We start from the raw sequence: 17,345 nt of genomic DNA, 5'->3' as shown, positions 1-17,345 counted from the left end.
AAAATTTAAATCCAATGTATTGTGTTCCTATTTTTTTCTTTCAAAAAAACATTTACTTGACTAAAATGTTTATTTCCAAACCATTTTCCTTGATTAGCACTCATTGGCGATGGATGACCTGACTCTAAAACGAGGTGTTTCGCTCGGTCAATTTTAGCACCTTTTTTTTGAGCAAAATTACCCCAAAGTAGGAAAACAATATTTTCTTTTTCGTCGGAAATTTTCTGAATAACAGCATCGGTAAAAATATTCCAATCTAAATGTTTATGGCTATTAGGTTTGTCCTTTTGAACCGAAAGTGACGCATTTAAAAGCAAAATGCCTTGCTTTGCCCAAGGTTCTAAATTGCCCGAAGTGGGTAAAAAAATAGTCTCTAAATCGTCATTCAATTCCCTAAAAATATTGCGCAACGAAGGTGGAATTCGAACTCCATCATTTACCGAAAAGCACAATCCGTTTGCTTCTCCATCACCGTGATACGGATCTTGACCAATAATAACCACTTTTAAATCATCAAAAGAACAATGATCAAAAGCGGCAAAAAGCAATTCCTTTGGTGGAAAACAAGTATGGTTTTGATATTCTGAATCAACAGCTTGCATCAAATCTATGAAATATAATTTCTGAATTTCTTCATCTAAAATCGTTTGCCAAGAAGGATTAAAGTTGGGTTGCATTTAATTTAATTTAATTTGTATAGTGAATTGAAGTGTTTAACGTTCTCGCGCTACAAGAAGTTGGCGATTTTCATCACAAATGTTGTTGCGGAGAATCAAACTTTGATTAACCACAATTGTGTCTGCGGAGTACTGAACTGCCACTTTTGCCAAACTCTTGTTATGCGTTCGTGCTACTGCTCGTTCGGAGTTAGTCACACCGAAGTTCGCACAAACGTTTATTAGATGTTCTTTACTCATAATCATGCTACTAAACATAATTATTGAACACGCTTAATAAGAATCCATAAACTATTTTTGATATTGAACGCCACGAATTACTATCAAACAAAAGAATTTCAATTATATTTTCAACGATAATTAACAAGCCAAAATAAATTAGCACGGGATGTACTTTATCGTTTTTCATTTTATCCCATATCCACGCATACACAATAAAGCTATCAGCTAAAATACATGCAAACCAAATGTCAGGTCTTGGTACTGAAGGAAAGTAGTGACGAAAACGAAACCATGCAGGGAAAAGAACAACAATAATTGCAAGTAGCATAAACCGTTTATGCCGTTCAGGTTTTTTACGATTGATTATTGCACCGAAAACAAGAGCAAGGAAAATAATTGCTGCTGTGCAGATTCCTAAAATTGAAGAAATTGCAGTGTCTCCTAATCCTTCCTTCAAATCTCTTTTTACTTGGAAAACTCCAGCTGGAAGCATTGTTATTGCAACACCCAACGCAAGGAAAATACCTAAATAGCCAAGTGTCATATGAATGCGATAGCTTTTAAAGTGAATCAGATTCGTTTGTGTTAAGTAGAGAATTATCCAACTGAAAGCAAAAGTGACATGTAAGTAAATTACAAAAGGTGCTTTAAAAGTCCCTGCTGACACAGGCATTATAAATGTTGTCGCAAAACCAACTAATACAGCAAATAATCCAATCCATCCCATGATGAGAAAGAATGATGGCTTGTATCTTCTATTAGTTACTATAGGCATAATTCTCTTGTAGTAAGTTATGTTTTCTTGATGTGTTTTTAATTTTTTCACCAATTGCTTGAAGTCTGGTAACGATTGAATCTAGAAGTATCTTACCGGAATCAGTTGAAATAAAATCAGTTGGTCTTTGGATTTCAGAAAACCTTTTGTTACAAATATAGACATGTTCTAAAATTGTTTCCAGCGAATATTTATAAGTTTCATCAAACATAAATCAAATCATTTTTGATATTGTTTATAAATCTATCCGACAAATGAGGTCCTTTTCGAACAATTTCAATTTTTGTGTTCAATTTATTTTCTAAAAAAGAATACAACCCCATCAAAAAACTATAAGAAGGTTTTTCAAATTCGACGTAGATATCAACATCACTTTTGGCATTTTCGGATCATTTTGCGTAAGAACCAAACAAAGCAATGGCTTCAACCCCAAAATTATCTTTCAGGAATTGCTTGTTTGTTTTTAAAATGCGGATTATTTCTTCTTTTTTCATACAACAAATATAAAAAATAATTTATTAGCATAGGAAACTTTGTAACTTTGAACCTTAGACATTAGACTTTCGACACAAACAATGATATCCATTACCGAAAAAACACTACTAGATTTACAATTTCCAACCGTTCTCGAAACCGTTTCTACGATTTGTAACACGGATCTAGGCAAACAAAAAGCATTAGAAATAACACCTTTTAAAGACAAAGTTACTTTGATGCAGGCGTTAATGCAAACTACTGAATATCTTTCTTCTTTTCAGAACAACAATGCTATTCCCAATCATGGTTTTGATGCTATAACGCATGAAATCAAGTTTCTAGCCATTGAAGACAGCTTTCTAGAAGTAGGCAGTTTTAGAAAAATTGCTTCTATTTCTGGAACCGTAAATTTTTTATTGAATTACTTCAAAAAATTTCATGACTATTATCCCAATCTCCATGCCAGAGCGTTGCTGGTGGAACTCACCAAAGAAATTATTGATTCAGTCGATGAAGTTGTGGATAAATATGGCGAAATAAAAAACAATGCTTCCCCAGATCTACTAAATATTCGTCGCGGTATGAACACGGTACGTGGCAAAGTAAATCAAAGTTTTGGAACAGCTTTAACACAATACAATTCACTAGGTTATCTCGACGATATCAAAGAAAGTTTTGTGCAAAACCGTAGAGTTTTGGCAGTTTTGGCGATGTATCGTCGCAAAGTGAAAGGTTCTATTTTGGGCAGTTCAAAAACAGGAAGTATTGCGTACATTGAACCAGAAGCTACCTTGCATTATTCCAGAGAATTAAGCAATTTAGAATACGAAGAAAAAGAAGAAATTACTCGAATTCTCAAACAATTGTCGAATGTAATTCGTCCCTATTTGCCTTTGCTAATTCAATACCAAGATTTTTTGAGTGATATTGATGTCATTGCAGCTAAAGCAAAATATGCCAATAAAATCAACGGAATTTTACCCGAAATCACTGAAAATCGAAGACTCTATTTTCGAGATGCCTTCCATCCTATTTTGTATTTGACTAATAAACTTAAAAACGAAATTACGCATCCGCAAACCATAGAATTAAATCAAGAAAATAGAATTATTGTAATATCTGGTCCTAATGCTGGCGGAAAAACCATATCATTAAAAACCGTTGGATTACTCCAATTGATGTTGCAATCAGGAATGTTGATTCCTGTTCACGAACGGAGTGAAACTTTTTTGTTTGATCGAATTTTGACTGATATTGGAGACAATCAATCTATTGAAAATCATTTGAGTACCTACAGTTACCGTCTTAAGAACATGAATTACTTTTTGAAAAAATGCAATACCAAAACGATGTTCTTAATTGATGAATTTGGCACTGGTTCCGATCCTGATTTGGGCGGAGCTTTAGCCGAAATTTTCTTGGAAGAATTCTACCATCGCGAAGCTTTTGGTATTATTACAACACATTATTCGAACCTTAAAATATTAGCGAACGAATTGCCTTTTGCACAAAATGCCAACATGCTTTTTGATGAAAAATCATTAGAACCTATGTATAAATTAGCGCTAGGACAAGCCGGAAGTTCGTTTACTTTTGAAGTAGCCCAGAAAAACGGCATCCCTTTTAGTTTAATTAATCGAGCCAAAAAGAAAATCGAAACGGGTAAAGTACGTTTTGATAAAACCATAGCCACATTGCAAAAAGAGCGTTCCAAGATGGAAAAAACATCGCAAACACTCAAAGAAGAAGAATCAAAAGCGCGAGATGAAAGTAAAAAGATGGAAATTACGAATGTCAAAATCAAGCAAAAACTAGAAAGCTATCAAGAATTGTATGATAGCAATCAAAAAACGATTTACATTGGTCAAAAAATAGAAACCATTGCCGAAAATTATTTCAATAATAAAAACAAGAAAAACTTAATTGGAGATTTTTTGAAAATCATAGAAATCGAAAATTCAAAACGTATAAAAGCCACACCGAAAGAAACAAAAGCAATTGTCGAAAAGAAAAAGGCTATCACTGAGGAAGTTTCGGTTCATGTAGAAGAAATTCGAGCTGCCAAAAAAGAGAAAAAAATAAAACTCATAATCGAAAAACCAAAACCGATTTTGAAAGTGGGTGACAGAGTGAGAATGTTTGACGGAAAAGCGGTGGGAAGTATCGATTCTATTGAAAAAAATAAAGCAACCGTAAATTATGGGGTTTTTACTTCTAAGGTAAGTTTGGATCTTTTGGAATTGGTGGAAGCAATTAAAAAATAGTAATCAGTATGTCATTGCGAGGAACGAAGCAATCCTACTAACACAAGTAAACTAACTAAAATGATGAAACCTGCTTTTATTTATATCATCACTAATAAATATCAAACCACAGTTTATACAGATGTAACTTCAAATCTACCTCAAAGAATAATGGAGCATAAAGAAAAAAGGTATCCAAATTCATTTTCTGCCCGCTATAGTTTAAATATACTAGTATATTATGAACAATTTGCTTCGCCAGTTCGCTATGCTCGGGTCAATGGATTGGAGATGCGATTGCTAGAGAAAAACAAATTAAAGCAGGTTCAAGAACAGCTAAAAACGAGTTGATTCGTTCTTTGAACCCGACTTGGAAAGATTTATTTGAAGAAATCAAAGATATAATGACTGAATAAAAATAATACCAACACAAGGAATAAAGTTGAGCAACAAATGCGATTGCTTCGTTCCTCGCAATGACAAAAATAATATGCTAAACCTTCCACCCAATAAAAAAATAATTCTCTTTGATGGCGTTTGCAATTTGTGCCATGCGTCAGTGCAATTTGTTATAAAACATGACAAAAATGATTTATTTCGTTTTGTGGCATTACAATCTGATTTAGGACAAGAAATTCTAAAACATATAGGAATCAATCCATCGAATATTGATAGTATTATTCTTTATGAACCCGGAATTGCTTATTATTACAAGTCAGAAGCTGCTTTGCAAATTGCCAAAAACTTGGGTGGCTTTTTTCATTTTGGAACTATTTTCAAAATTATTCCAACTACAATTGCAAATCAATTATACGACTATATCGCCAAAAACCGCTATAAATGGTATGGCAAAAAAGAAAGCTGTATGATTCCGACTGCAGAACTTAAAGCTAAGTTTTTGTAGCTTTTCAATACAAAATTAGCAATTTCTTAAATGAACTTAAATGCCTTATATAGTAAAAAATTAAACCATATAAAGCATTTAAGTTTAAAAAAAGTGGTTTTGAATTATGAATTTAAACTTCTTAATTCTATAATTTACTAATATAACTACCGTATAAATCTTTAAATTGATATCCTTCGGAAACGCGGTCTTTACTTAATTTATCATAAGCAACCAATCCCCAAAGTATAAATTCCTTCATAAAATAATAGTCTTCTTTAGGCAGTTGAGGTTGGTATTTTTTTATTAAAACTTCCAATGGTTTGATGTCATCCAAAATATTTTGGTATTCTTCATCAGAACAATCATCTGAAAGTTCAAAACCACTTTCGGCAAAAAACCATTCTAAAATATCTGAATAGGCGTTTTTTTGATCTTGCTTTTCTAATTTTTCGATTTTTGGAAAATAAGCGGGTAAAAAAGTATGTATGGCATCTTCAATCAAATGTTGTGCTACAATTGCAGCTCCTTCCTGCTCTCCTTCGTAAACTAATTCTACTTTTCCTGTAATAGAAGGAATAATTCCCATAAAATCGGACAGACGTAAAGTTGTTTTATCGGTGCCAGATTTTAGAGCTCTACGCTCGGCAGTGCTAATTAAATTTTCGAAAGCGGTGATACTCAATCGCGCACTTACACCACTCTTGTTATCAATAAATTCGCTTTCTCGGGCTTCAAAACTAATTTGCTCTAATAAATCCATAGCTAATGAAGGTACATGAACTAGTTCTGTTTGTTGAAAATCTAATTTTGCTTCCTGCTCCGTGATGGTTCTTGCAATTTTGATGCTCTCAGGATAATGCGTTAGGATTTGAGATCCAATTCTGTCTTTGAGCGGTGTTACAATACTTCCCCGATTAGTATAATCTTCGGGATTGGCTGTAAAAACAAACTGTAAATCAAGTGGCATTCTTAGTTTGAACCCACGAATTTGAATATCGCCTTCTTGCAAAATATTAAATAAAGCTACTTGAATTCGAGCTTGTAAATCGGGTAATTCGTTGATGACAAAAATACAGCGATTCGCTCGTGGAATCATACCAAAATGAATCACTCTATCATCAGCATACGATAATTTTAAATTAGCAGCTTTTATTGGGTCAACATCGCCAATCAAATCAGCTACGGTAACATCTGGCGTGGCTAATTTTTCATAGAAACGTTCGCTTCGATGCAACCAAGAAATGGGTGTTGCATCGCCCAATTCATGAATTAAATCTTTGGCAAAACGAGAAATGGGATTCAATGGATCATCATTAATTTCGGAACCTGTAACAAACGGAATGTATTCGTCTAACAATTCAATCATTTTACGAGCCAATCGAGTTTTTGCCTGACCTCGAAGTCCGAGTAAATTGATGTTGTGACGGGATAAAATAGCCCGTTCTAATTCTGGAATTACAGTGTTTTCGAAACCATGAACTTCCGTAAAAGTGGGTTGACCTGATTTTATTTTTTCTCTTAAATTATGTCGCAATTCGTCTTTGATACTTTTGGTTTGATATCCTGATTGTTTTAATTCGCCTAAAGTGTGTATGTTGTTCATTTATAAATATTTTTATTGAAATTGCTATTGAAATTGTTGTTGATTACTGCTGTTTGCGTTAGGGATAGCAGTGGAAATCCTTTTTTGAGGCTTTTCGGCGAAAAAAAGATTGAAACGAATAGCCCGACCCGAAGGGAAACGCCCAAAATTATTTTATTCTTTTTTTTCGATTGGTTTCGTAATCCTCAAAAATCATTTCGCCCAAACCTTTTAGTCCTGTGTAAAATGCTTTTCCTTGATTGGCTTCGGTAAAATGATTTACAAATCGTTGCAAATAGGGATCATTAGCGATCATAAAAGTGATTATCGGAATATGTAATTTTCTAGCTTGTTGCGCTTGATTGTAGCATTTGTCTACAATATATTCGTCGAGTCCGTTGCTATTCATATAATAAGAACCGTCTTTTTCTCGGATACAACTTGGTTTCCCGTCCGTTATCATAAAAATTTGCTTGTTGGTGTTTCGTTTTCTACGCAATAAATCCATTGCTAATTGCAAACCCGCAACGGTATTGGTGTGATAAGGTCCAACTTTTAGATACGGTAAATCCCGAATTGCAATCGTCCAAGCATCGTTACCAAAAACGAGAATATCTAAAGTGTCTTTTGGATAACGAGTCGTAATTAACTCCGCTAGAGCCATTGCCACTTTTTTGGCAGGTGTAATTCGGTCTTCACCATACAAAATCATACTGTGGCTAATGTCTATCATCAGCACCGTACTCATTTGGGATTTGTATTGCGCTTCTTCGACTACCAAATCATTTTCGGTGAGCATGAAATCCGCTATTCCGTTATTGATTTGTGCGTTGCGTAAACTTTCGGTCAACGAAATTCGTTCTAAACTATCTCCAAAATGAAATTCACGAAATTCGCCTGTATGTTCGTCTCCGTTTCCTGCGTGTTTTGTTTTGTGATTTCCACTACCGGAACGTTTTAGATTTCCAAAAATAGTATCTAAGGCTTGTTGACGAATGGCTCTTTCTGTTTTGGCAGTAATCCCAATTCCCGTAGTTCCATCGTCTTTCAATTGTTCTCGAATATAGCCTTTTTTCTTTAAGTCTTCGATAAAATCATCGATGGTGTAAGCAGAATCGGTCAGTTTGTATTCTTTGTCTAATTCACGCAACCAATCGATGGCTTCATCAAAATCGCCCGAAGTATGCGTGATTAACTCCTTGAAAATCGAAAAAAGTTTATCGAATGGGGTTTGAAAAGGAGCTTCGTAACTCTTAAAATAAAATCCTTTTTTTGTGATACTATTCATAGCATTAAAATTACATTATTTTAGAACGTATCAAGGTGTAACATTTATTAATTTTTAGTTAAAACAAAAAAAACCGAAACAATTGCTGTTTCGGTTTCCTTTATTAATATGTGAAAAGTAAGCTGTTTGATATGATTTATTTTTTTTTACCACATAGAATCATGGAAAAAAATAACATTAAGACATTGCACTCTTTAATAGTGAAAACATAAGCTATGAGAATCCAAGACCTGAGTCCGCCGCAACGGACGAACTGGCGAAGCAATTGGTCTATTTCATTCTTCTTTCTATGATTCTCCTATGGTTAATTGAATATTCTTTTTGATAATTATTAAAAATTACACCCAACACAAGGACTATAGTTTTAATTTCGAATCAGCTTTCTGTATTTCAATCGTTTTGGAGTTAAATCTCCTCCCAAACGTTTCTTTTTATTTTCTTCATATTCAGAGAATCCACCTTCAAAATAATACACTTCAGAATCACCTTCAAAAGCCAAAATATGAGTACAAATTCTGTCCAAAAACCATCTATCGTGAGAAATTACTACGGCACAACCTGCAAAATTCTCTAAACCTTCCTCTAATGCACGAAGTGTATTGACATCTAAATCATTCGTTGGCTCATCTAATAAAAGTACATTGCCTTCTTCTTTCAAAGTCATCGCAAGATGCAAACGGTTACGTTCACCGCCGGAAAGCATCGAAACTTTCTTGTTTTGTTCGCCTCCGCCAAAATTGAAACGAGATAAGTAAGCGCGCGAATTCACTTGTTTTCCGCCCATCATGATTAATTCCTGACCATCAGAAAAGTTTTCCCAAATGGATTTGTCAGGTTTTATATTCGAATGTGCTTGATCAACATAAGCGATTTTTACAGTTTCTCCCACAGAAAATTGGCCAGAATCTGTTTTTTCTTCACCCATTATCATTCTGAAAATAGTAGATTTACCCGCACCATTTGGCCCAATAATTCCAACAATTCCAGCTTGAGGCAAAGTAAAATTCAAATTGTCGTACAATAATTTATCTCCAAAAGCTTTGGCAACATTCTTGGCTTCGATGACATTTGTCCCCAATCGTGGACCGTTCGGAATATAAATTTCCAAGTTTTCGTCCAATTGTTTTTGGTCTTCATTCAAGAGTTTATCATAGTTCTGTAAACGTGCTTTTTGTTTGGTTTGACGACCTTTTGCACCCTGACGAACCCATTCTAATTCTCGTTCCAACGTTTTTCTACGTTTCGAAGCTACTTTTTCTTCTTGTGCCATACGAGTTGATTTTTGGTCCAGCCAAGATGAATAATTTCCTTTCCAAGGAATTCCTTCTCCTCGGTCTAATTCCAAAATCCAACCTGCCACATTATCCAAGAAATACCTGTCGTGCGTTACTGCAATTACGGTTCCAGCATATTGAGCTAAATGTTGTTCTAACCACAAAACACTTTCTGCATCCAAGTGATTCGTAGGCTCATCGAGTAACAAAACATCAGGTTGTTGTAATAATAATCTACAAAGTGCAACACGACGACGTTCTCCGCCCGATAAATTCTTGATTGGCGTATCGCCTTCTGGAGTACGTAAAGCATCCATTGCAATTTCGAGTTTAGTATCGATTTCCCAAGCTCCAAGTGCATCAATTTTATCCTGCAATGCCGCTTGACGATCCATCAACTTATCCATTTTATCGGCATCAGAATAATTTTCTTCGAGACCAAACAAATCATTTATTTTATTATATTCTTCTAAAACTGCCATGGTTTCGGCAACACCTTCGCGAACAATTTCGATAACCGTTTTCGAATCGTCTAAAATAGGTTCTTGTTCTAAATAACCTACAGTATAACCCGGTTGAAAAACTACATCGCCTTGATAATTTTTGTCAACACCAGCAATAATCTTCAATAATGAAGATTTTCCTGAACCATTCAAACCTAAAATTCCAATTTTAGCTCCGTAAAAGAAACTTAAATAAATATTTTTAAGAACAGGTTTATCTGCTCCTGGATAGGTTTTACTCAATTTTTGCATTGAGAAAATTACTTTTTTATCGTCTGACATTTTAAATTATGATATTAGATTTATGATATTAAATTTTTATAAATAATCACTGAATACTAATTCAGTAGTTTGATGCTGAACACTGAACACTTTTTAGAGACGTCCTTTCAGCGAGCTAAAAACCCAAGCATTGGCCAAAAAACCAACACCTACGGCAGCAAATCCCCAACCAGCAACATCGTCGTATCTAAAAGCGCCCAATGCAATAAGCAACAAACCCATTAGCACCATTATAAAAGCTGCCCAACCCAAAATCGTATTTTTATTCATTCCCATAGCTCTAGTATTTTATGTTACATTCCTAATTCCAAAAATCGAAATAAGTGTGCAAATATCGTGAATTTTCGGTGTTAATTAAATATTTTATAAAGCATTTCTCGTAATAAATCCGATTGTGGCAAAGCATTTGCGCCAACTCCTTTGCTTTTTACGTCAACATCACGTAACGAAGATACAATCTGGCTCACTTTTTTCATGGAATAATTGCGTAAAGCAACATCATATTCTTTCAAGAAAAAAGGATTAACTCCAATTACTGCAGCTACATTTTTTGGATTTTTATCTTTCAAGCCATGGTATTTTAACAACTGAATGAAAAAGCCAAAAACCAACCCTGTTGTCATAACCATTGGATTATCTTTTGGGTTTTGTGCAAAATTATCTGCGATAGTATACGCTTTTAATTGATTTCTTTCACCAATGGCTTTTCGCAGTTCAAACACATTAAAATCTTTGCTGAACCCAATATTTTCTTCAATATGCATAGGTGTTATCGTACTTCCTTTGGGCAAAATGATTTGCAATTTCTCAAGTTCATTGTTTATTTTACTCAAATCTGTACCCAAAAACTCCACTAGCATAGCTGTTGCTTTGGGTTCAATCGAATAATTTTTTCCAGATAAAACGCGTTTAATCCAATCACCAACTTGGTTTTCGTAGAGTTTTTTACTTTCGTAAAGTACACCAGCTTTGGCTAATAGTTTGGGCAATTTTTTTCGTTTATCTAACGTTTTGTATTTATAACAAAAAACCAAAACTGTCGAAGGCATTGGGTTTTCGACATAATTTTCTAATTTATCAATGGTTCGAGCTAAATCTTGCGCTTCTTTTACAATAAGTACTTGGCGCTCTGCCATCATAGGATAGCGTTTTGCCGATGAAACGATATCTTCAATCGAAACATCTCGTCCGTACAAAACAGTTTGGTTGAAGCCTTTTTCTTCTTCCGAAAGTATGTTTTGCTCCATATAATCAGAAAGTTTGTCAATATAATACGACTCTTCACCCATCAAAAAATAGATTGGCTTGATGATTCCCGCTTTGATGTCATTGACTATTTTTAAAACTTCGTCCATTTTGTCTATTCTCTTTTATCTATTCTCTAAAAGTCTTACTTTTGCTTTATGCAAAAACTTAATTTTCCTTCTTATACATTTCGTTTCAAAAATAGTGAAAATAAAGTCGCTATTTTTGATGAAATCAGGAAAAAATTTATCATTCTCACACCAGAGGAATGGGTTCGTCAGCATGTTGTTCAATTTTTATTGCAAGAAAAAAAATACCCAAAATCCCTGATAAATGTAGAAAAAGTATTAAAAGTCAACGGATTACGAAAACGTTATGATGTTGTAGTTTATAATCCTGATGGTTCTATTTTTGTTTTAATAGAATGCAAAGCACCCGAAATTAAAATAGCACAAGCAACCTTTGATCAAATCGCACGTTATAATATGACGTTGAAGTCAGAACTTTTGATGGTTACCAATGGTTTGAATCATTACTTTTGTCAAATTGATTTTGAAAATGAAAAATATGAATTTTTAAATGAATTGCCAGATTACAAGTCTAATAATGAAATTATATAAATGAAAATAGCAGTAGTAATCCTCAATTGGAACGGCGTAAAATTACTTGAACAGTTTTTGCCCTCTGTTGTGCAATTTTCTCCTGAAGCAACTGTGTATGTTGCAGATAATGCTTCGACTGACGATTCAATTGCGTTTGTAAATGAACATTTTCCAACGGTGAAAATCATTAAAAATGAAACGAATTTGGGTTTCGCTGGTGGTTATAACGAAGCTTTAAAACACATAGATGCTGATATTTATGCTTTGGTTAATTCAGATATTGAAGTAACGGAAAACTGGCTAAAATCCATCGCAGAAACTTTCGAAAATGAACCGAAAACAGCTATAATTCAGCCCAAAATTTTGGATTATAAAAACAAAAATTATTTTGAGTATGCTGGTGCAGCTGGAGGATTCATTGACAAATATGGCTATCCTTTTTGTCGTGGTCGCGTTTTTGAAACTTTAGAAAAAGACAACGGGCAATACGACGACAATTGCGAAATATTTTGGGCTTCGGGTGCCTGTTTTTTTATTCGAAGTAGGGTTTACAGGGAATTGAAAGGTTTCGATGCTGATTTTTTTGCACATCAAGAAGAAATTGATTTATGTTGGCGTGCTTTCAATAAGGGTTATAAAATTAAATACAATTCTCAATCTGTGGTTTATCATGTTGGTGGTGCGACTTTACAACAAGGAAACCCGAAGAAAACATTCTTGAATTTTAGAAATTCTTTATTAATGCTGACTAAAAATCTACCCAAAGAAAATTTCTATACAATTCTATTCAACCGACTGATTTTAGACGGAATTGCTGGAATACAATTTCTTTTTCAAGGAAAATTCAAGCATTTTATAGCTATTCTGAAAGCACATTATTCGTTTTATCAACTATTTACCGCTAATTATAAAAAAAGAGCTCCTTTTCAAGTTAAAAAATACTATAAAACTAAAAGTATCGTTTATCTATATTTTATTAAAAAAAATAAAGTATTTAGTACTATATTTGACATTACTAAATAGTAAAACTAAATTTGTAATTCACAACTAATTAATTTTTAACTTCTATGAAAAAAATTGTAATTGCCTTATCCTTTTTTATGCTTTTAACTTCTTGTGTTTCAAAAAAGAAATACACCGATCTTGAGGCTAGAAACAAAGAAACACAAGATTTATTAAATTCTTGTACCGTAAAATTGAATTCTTGTTTAGAAGAAAAATCAGGGTTAAACGCTTCATTAGCAGCTTTAAGAGATCAAAACGAAAATTTAAAATCGACCAATCAAGGTTTGATAAGCACTTCTAAAGACATGACAATTTTAACTGCTCAAGGTGCGCAAAACATTGAAAAAGCTCTAGAAACAATCAAAGAAAAAGATTTAAAAATTTCAAGAATGCAAGATGCATTGACTAAAAAAGATAGTGTAACTCTTGCACTAGTTACTAGTTTAAAAAGTTCCGTTGGAATTTCTGATCCAGATATTGAAATCAATGTTGAAAAAGGAGTTGTTTTTATATCAATTGCTGACAAAATGTTATTCAAAAGCGGAAGTTATGATGTAACCGATAGAGCTAAAGGAATTTTGGCAAAAGTAGCAAAAGTAGTAAATGATAAACCTACATTTGAATGTATGGTTGAGGGTCATACCGATAATGTTCCTTATTCAGGAAGTGGTGTTTTACTTGACAACTGGGATTTAAGCGTTAAAAGATCGACATCAATCATTCGGGTTTTGACTGGTGAATTAAAAGTCAATCCAGCTCAATTAATTGCAGCAGGTAGAAGTTCTTACATTCCGTTAGTAGAAAATAGCTCTGCTGAAAATAGAGCTAGAAATAGAAGAACTCGAATTGTGGTTTTACCAAAAATCGACGAATTCTATGAAATGATTGAAAAAGAAATGAAAAAACAGAAATAGTAATTCAATTATAGAATTCTGATTTCAGATTAACATAAAACGTCTCGATATTCGAGGCGTTTTTCGTTTATATACGGTCATCTAAAACTACTAACTGAAAACTATAAAATATCCAAACTTCCCTTTCCTTCTCTCACAACAATGGGTTCATCGCCAGATAAATCGATAATAGTTGAGCCAATATTGTCTCCATAACCACCATCAATAACTACATCCACGAGATTTTGCCATTTCTCAAAAATAAGTTCTGGATCGGTTGTGTATTCGATTACATCGTCTTCATCATGAATTGAAGTTGAAACAATTGGGTTGCCTAATTGCCGAACAATTTCTAGAGCAATTGAATTGTCAGGAATCCGAATTCCGACCGTAGTTTTCTTTTTAAAATCTTTTGGAAGGTTATTATTTCCCGGTAAAATAAAAGTGTATGCGCCAGGTAAAGCTTTTTTTAAAAGTTTAAAAGTAGTTGTGTCAATTTGCTTTACATAATCCGAAAGGTTACTCAAATCATGACAAATAAACGAGAAATTAGCTTTTTCTAACTTCACTCCTTTTATTTTGGCAATGCGTTCTAAAGCTTTAGTATTGGTGATATCGCATCCCAAACCATAAACGGTATCGGTTGGATAGATTACCAAACCACCATTTTTTAAAATATCAACTACTTTTTTAATAGCAGCTTCGTTTGGGTTTTCTGGGTATATTTTCAGGAATTGAGCCATATCATTTAGTTTAAAGTTTAAAAATGTTTAAAGTTTAAAGTTCTTAATCCAACAACTTTAAACCTTAAACTTGAAACAAATTTCCTTACCCACTCACATCCAATTTAGCAAAACGCAACAATAATTTTCTATAATTTTGTCATTCTAAAGTAGGAAGAATCTCTACTTGTTACTTGCGTTTATTGTGATTCTTCCTACGTCAGAATGACAAATACACGATTAATTTTTCTGGTAAAATCTTAACAAATAGTTACCCAATCACATCCAACTTCGCAAAACGCAACAACAATTTCTTGATTCCGCCTACTTCAAATTTGATTTCGGCTTTTTTGTCTGCTCCTGCACCTTCGAGGTTGATGATTTCGCCTTTACCAAAACGCTCGTGCAGGACGATATTTCCAACAGTTAATTTGTTGTCAAATAAATTATTACTTCCTGAATTACTATTGCTCGAAACTGGTTTCAATTTACGAATATTTATGCCTGATTTGGGTGTATTATCGGTACTATATTTTGGAGGCGTTCCTCCTACTGGTTTTGCTAAACGCAATTTAGATTTGTCAATATCACCAAAAATATCACTATCAATCATGGGTTTGTATCGATAATTAGTTTCTTCGGCGGTGAGATATTCTAGATATTGCCCATCTATTTCTTCTATAAATCGCGAAGGTTCACTATCAGTTAGTTTTCCCCAACGGTAACGCGATTGTGCATACGTCAAATACGCCTGATGTTCCGCTCGAGTCAAAGCTACATAAAACAAACGGCGTTCTTCCTCGAGTTCGCTTCGTGTACTCATAGACATCGCACTCGGAAACAAATCTTCTTCCATTCCTACTACAAATACGTGCGGAAATTCTAATCCTTTAGCCAAATGTATGGTCATCAATGCCACTCGATCTTCATCGGAAGTGTCTTTGTCCAAATCAGTTGCTAGCGCCACATCTTCCATAAATTCGGACAATGCGCCACGAGCACCATCAATTTCTTTTTGCCCTTCGGTAAAATCCTTGATTCCGTTTAATAATTCTTCGATATTTTGGATTTTCGCCATTCCTTCTGGCGTAGCATCTTTCTTTAATTCTTGTACTAATCCTGTTTTTTTGGCTACATGATCAGTGATATAAAACGCATCCTGGTTTTCGTTGATGACCTGAAAACTTTGAATCATAGTTACAAAATCTTCTAGTTTTTGTTTGGTTCCTGAGTTTAATTTCAAGTCGATTTTGTCCATATTTTGCATGACTTCAAAAACAGAACGCTTGTAATGATTAGCTGCAACAGTCAGTTTTTCGACGGTTGTATCACCAATTCCTCGTGCTGGATAATTGATCACTCGAATCAATGCTTCTTCATCTTTTGGATTAATAACCAATCGCAAATAACACAAAACATCCTTGATTTCTTTTCGTTGGTAAAAAGACAAACCACCATAAATTCGGTAGGGAATATCTCTTTTTCTAAGTGCATCTTCCATAGCACGAGATTGCGCATTGGTTCGATACAAAATAGCAAAAGCACCATTCATCATTTGGTTTTGCATCTTTTGTTCAAAAATGGTACTCGCCACGAAACGTCCTTCTTCGGCATCGGTAATGCTACGATTCACTTTTATTTTAGGTCCAAAATCATTGGCTGTCCAAACAATTTTGTCGAGTTTGGTTTTGTTTTTATCGATAATCGTATTCGCAGCTTCCACAATATTTTTGGTCGAACGGTAATTTTGTTCTAATCTAAAGGTTTTTACCCCTTCATAATCTTTCTGAAAATTCAAAATATTATTGATATTCGCACCACGAAACGCATAAATACTTTGGGCATCATCGCCAACAACGCATATATTTTGGAATTTATCTGACAAGGCGCGAACAATCAAATACTGCGAATGATTGGTATCTTGGTACTCATCGACAAGAATATACCGAAACCTATTTTGATATTTTGCCAAAACTTCGGGAAAACGAGTCAATAATTCATTGGTTTTCAATAACAAATCATCAAAATCCATTGCGCCAGCTTTGAAGCATCTTTCTACATAATTTTGATAAATTTCGCCTAAACGCGGCTTTTTGCTCATGGCATCAGCTTCCTGTAATTCGGGATTATTGAAATACGCTTTTACGGTTATCAAACTGTTTTTATAACTAGAAATTCGACTCAAAACCTGTTTGGGTTTATAAACGTCTCTATCCAATTGCATTTCTTTAATCACAGCCGAAATCAATCGCACAGAATCCTGTGTATCGTAAATGGTGAAGTTCGAAGGATAACCTAATTTATCGGCTTCAGAACGCAAAATTCGAGCAAAAACAGAGTGAAAAGTTCCCATCCAAAGGTTCTTAGCTTCAGTAGAACCCACAATATCGGAGATACGCTTTTTCATTTCTCGAGCCGCTTTGTTCGTAAAAGTCAAGGCCAAAATACTAAAAGCATCCACGCCTAAACTCATTAAATAAGCAATTCGTATGGTCAATACACGGGTTTTACCCGAACCTGCGCCAGCAATAATTATCATTGGCCCATCTTTTTGCAAAACGGGTTCGCGTTGTGCTTCGTTAAGTTGTTCTATGTATTTATGCATGAAATTTTTCTGTTGATTGCAAAAATAAGGATTTAAGAATTAAAAAAAGTATAAATTCAATTCA

15 protein-coding genes are annotated in these 17,345 nt (G+C 34.1%); 6 read left to right on the top strand and 9 right to left on the bottom strand.

Features of this window, described 5'->3' with window-relative positions; translation table 11 throughout:
* Nucleotides 1–5: 5 nt before the first annotated feature.
* A complete protein-coding gene (ung, locus tag RMO53_RS11990; RefSeq protein WP_310381060.1) occupies nt 6–677 on the bottom strand; it encodes a uracil-DNA glycosylase in 672 nt (223 codons plus the stop codon).
* A 250-nt stretch (nt 678–927) separates the two neighbouring features.
* On the bottom strand, nt 928–1,725 hold the full coding sequence (locus RMO53_RS11985) for a hypothetical protein (protein ID WP_310381058.1): 798 nt from the start codon (nt 1,723–1,725) through the stop codon (nt 928–930).
* Between the two features lie 524 nt (nt 1,726–2,249).
* Here RMO53_RS11985 and RMO53_RS11980 point away from each other — a divergent pair.
* The 3 genes from RMO53_RS11980 (at nt 2,250) to RMO53_RS11970 (ending at nt 5,298) form a co-directional block, all read left to right on the top strand.
* The gene (locus RMO53_RS11980) at nt 2,250–4,415 is read left to right on the top strand and encodes an endonuclease MutS2 (protein ID WP_310381057.1); all 2,166 of its coding nucleotides are present in this window, start codon (nt 2,250–2,252) and stop codon (nt 4,413–4,415) included.
* Between the two features lie 60 nt (nt 4,416–4,475).
* Complete coding sequence (locus tag RMO53_RS11975; protein WP_310381054.1) at nt 4,476–4,745, top strand: GIY-YIG nuclease family protein; 270 nt, start codon at nt 4,476–4,478, stop codon at nt 4,743–4,745.
* A 139-nt stretch (nt 4,746–4,884) separates the two neighbouring features.
* A complete protein-coding gene (locus tag RMO53_RS11970; RefSeq protein WP_310381051.1) occupies nt 4,885–5,298 on the top strand; it encodes a DUF393 domain-containing protein in 414 nt (137 codons plus the stop codon).
* 127 nt (nt 5,299–5,425) lie between these two features.
* Here the strand turns inward: RMO53_RS11970 and RMO53_RS11965 are convergent, their stop codons facing one another.
* The 5 genes from RMO53_RS11965 to holA all read right to left on the bottom strand — a co-directional run bounded on the left by RMO53_RS11965 (nt 5,426) and on the right by holA (nt 11,564).
* Nucleotides 5,426–6,883, bottom strand: a complete 1,458-nt coding sequence (locus RMO53_RS11965) for a magnesium chelatase (RefSeq protein ID WP_310381047.1) — start codon at nt 6,881–6,883, stop codon at nt 5,426–5,428.
* 148 nt (nt 6,884–7,031) lie between these two features.
* Nucleotides 7,032–8,150: a VWA domain-containing protein gene (locus RMO53_RS11960; protein WP_310381043.1), complete on the bottom strand. Its 1,119-nt coding sequence runs from the start codon at nt 8,148–8,150 to the stop codon at nt 7,032–7,034.
* A gap of 364 nt (nt 8,151–8,514) precedes the next feature.
* On the bottom strand, nt 8,515–10,209 hold the full coding sequence (gene ettA / locus RMO53_RS11955; protein ID WP_310381042.1) for an energy-dependent translational throttle protein EttA: 1,695 nt from the start codon (nt 10,207–10,209) through the stop codon (nt 8,515–8,517).
* 93 nt (nt 10,210–10,302) lie between these two features.
* A complete protein-coding gene (locus tag RMO53_RS11950; RefSeq protein ID WP_310381039.1) occupies nt 10,303–10,485 on the bottom strand; it encodes a CAL67264 family membrane protein in 183 nt (60 codons plus the stop codon).
* Nucleotides 10,486–10,559: 74 nt separating this feature from the next.
* Nucleotides 10,560–11,564 (bottom strand): DNA polymerase III subunit delta, encoded by a 1,005-nt coding sequence (gene holA, locus RMO53_RS11945; RefSeq protein ID WP_310381037.1) that lies wholly within the window; start codon nt 11,562–11,564, stop codon nt 10,560–10,562.
* A 48-nt stretch (nt 11,565–11,612) separates the two neighbouring features.
* On the opposite strand from holA, the gene RMO53_RS11940 reads away from it, so the two are divergent.
* The 3 genes from RMO53_RS11940 to RMO53_RS11930 are packed head-to-tail and all read left to right on the top strand — an operon-like array spanning nt 11,613 to nt 13,975.
* Nucleotides 11,613–12,074 (top strand): type I restriction enzyme HsdR N-terminal domain-containing protein, encoded by a 462-nt coding sequence (locus RMO53_RS11940; protein WP_310381035.1) that lies wholly within the window; start codon nt 11,613–11,615, stop codon nt 12,072–12,074.
* Nucleotides 12,075–13,079, top strand: a complete 1,005-nt coding sequence (locus RMO53_RS11935) for a glycosyltransferase family 2 protein (protein ID WP_310381032.1) — start codon at nt 12,075–12,077, stop codon at nt 13,077–13,079. It abuts the gene before it with no gap.
* A 44-nt stretch (nt 13,080–13,123) separates the two neighbouring features.
* Nucleotides 13,124–13,975 carry an OmpA family protein gene (locus tag RMO53_RS11930; RefSeq protein ID WP_310381030.1) on the top strand — a complete coding sequence of 284 codons (852 nt, stop codon included), beginning with the start codon at nt 13,124–13,126 and terminating at the stop codon, nt 13,973–13,975.
* Nucleotides 13,976–14,076: 101 nt separating this feature from the next.
* On the opposite strand, the gene RMO53_RS11925 is transcribed toward RMO53_RS11930, so the two are convergent.
* Nucleotides 14,077–14,697, bottom strand: coding sequence for an L-threonylcarbamoyladenylate synthase (locus tag RMO53_RS11925; protein WP_310381027.1), 621 nt, complete (start codon nt 14,695–14,697; stop codon nt 14,077–14,079).
* Between the two features lie 250 nt (nt 14,698–14,947).
* Nucleotides 14,948–17,281 (bottom strand): UvrD-helicase domain-containing protein, encoded by a 2,334-nt coding sequence (locus RMO53_RS11920; protein ID WP_310381024.1) that lies wholly within the window; start codon nt 17,279–17,281, stop codon nt 14,948–14,950.
* Nucleotides 17,282–17,345: the final 64 nt, after the last annotated feature.

The organism is Flavobacterium sp., from assembly GCF_031409475.1.
Taxonomy (GTDB): Bacteria; Bacteroidota; Bacteroidia; order Flavobacteriales; family Flavobacteriaceae; genus Flavobacterium.
This window is presented reverse-complemented; position numbering and strand designations above follow the sequence as displayed.

Excerpts from the sequence above, each read along its gene's own strand:
- ung (WP_310381060.1), bottom strand. The coding sequence starts at position 677 with ATGCAACCCAACTTTAATCCTTCTTGGCAAACGATTTTAGATGAAGAA.
- RMO53_RS11925 (WP_310381027.1), bottom strand. The coding sequence starts at position 14,697 with ATGGCTCAATTCCTGAAAATATACCCAGAAAACCCAAACGAAGCTGCT.
- RMO53_RS11980 (WP_310381057.1), top strand. The coding sequence starts at position 2,250 with ATGATATCCATTACCGAAAAAACACTACTAGATTTACAATTTCCAACC.
- RMO53_RS11935 (WP_310381032.1), top strand. The coding sequence starts at position 12,075 with ATGAAAATAGCAGTAGTAATCCTCAATTGGAACGGCGTAAAATTACTT.
- RMO53_RS11970 (WP_310381051.1), top strand. The coding sequence starts at position 4,885 with ATGCTAAACCTTCCACCCAATAAAAAAATAATTCTCTTTGATGGCGTT.
- ettA (WP_310381042.1), bottom strand. The coding sequence starts at position 10,209 with ATGTCAGACGATAAAAAAGTAATTTTCTCAATGCAAAAATTGAGTAAA.
- RMO53_RS11965 (WP_310381047.1), bottom strand. The coding sequence starts at position 6,883 with ATGAACAACATACACACTTTAGGCGAATTAAAACAATCAGGATATCAA.
- RMO53_RS11975 (WP_310381054.1), top strand. The coding sequence starts at position 4,476 with ATGATGAAACCTGCTTTTATTTATATCATCACTAATAAATATCAAACC.
- holA (WP_310381037.1), bottom strand. The coding sequence starts at position 11,564 with ATGGACGAAGTTTTAAAAATAGTCAATGACATCAAAGCGGGAATCATC.
- RMO53_RS11930 (WP_310381030.1), top strand. The coding sequence starts at position 13,124 with ATGAAAAAAATTGTAATTGCCTTATCCTTTTTTATGCTTTTAACTTCT.
- RMO53_RS11940 (WP_310381035.1), top strand. The coding sequence starts at position 11,613 with ATGCAAAAACTTAATTTTCCTTCTTATACATTTCGTTTCAAAAATAGT.
- RMO53_RS11920 (WP_310381024.1), bottom strand. The coding sequence starts at position 17,281 with ATGCATAAATACATAGAACAACTTAACGAAGCACAACGCGAACCCGTT.
- RMO53_RS11960 (WP_310381043.1), bottom strand. The coding sequence starts at position 8,150 with ATGAATAGTATCACAAAAAAAGGATTTTATTTTAAGAGTTACGAAGCT.
- RMO53_RS11950 (WP_310381039.1), bottom strand. The coding sequence starts at position 10,485 with ATGGGAATGAATAAAAATACGATTTTGGGTTGGGCAGCTTTTATAATG.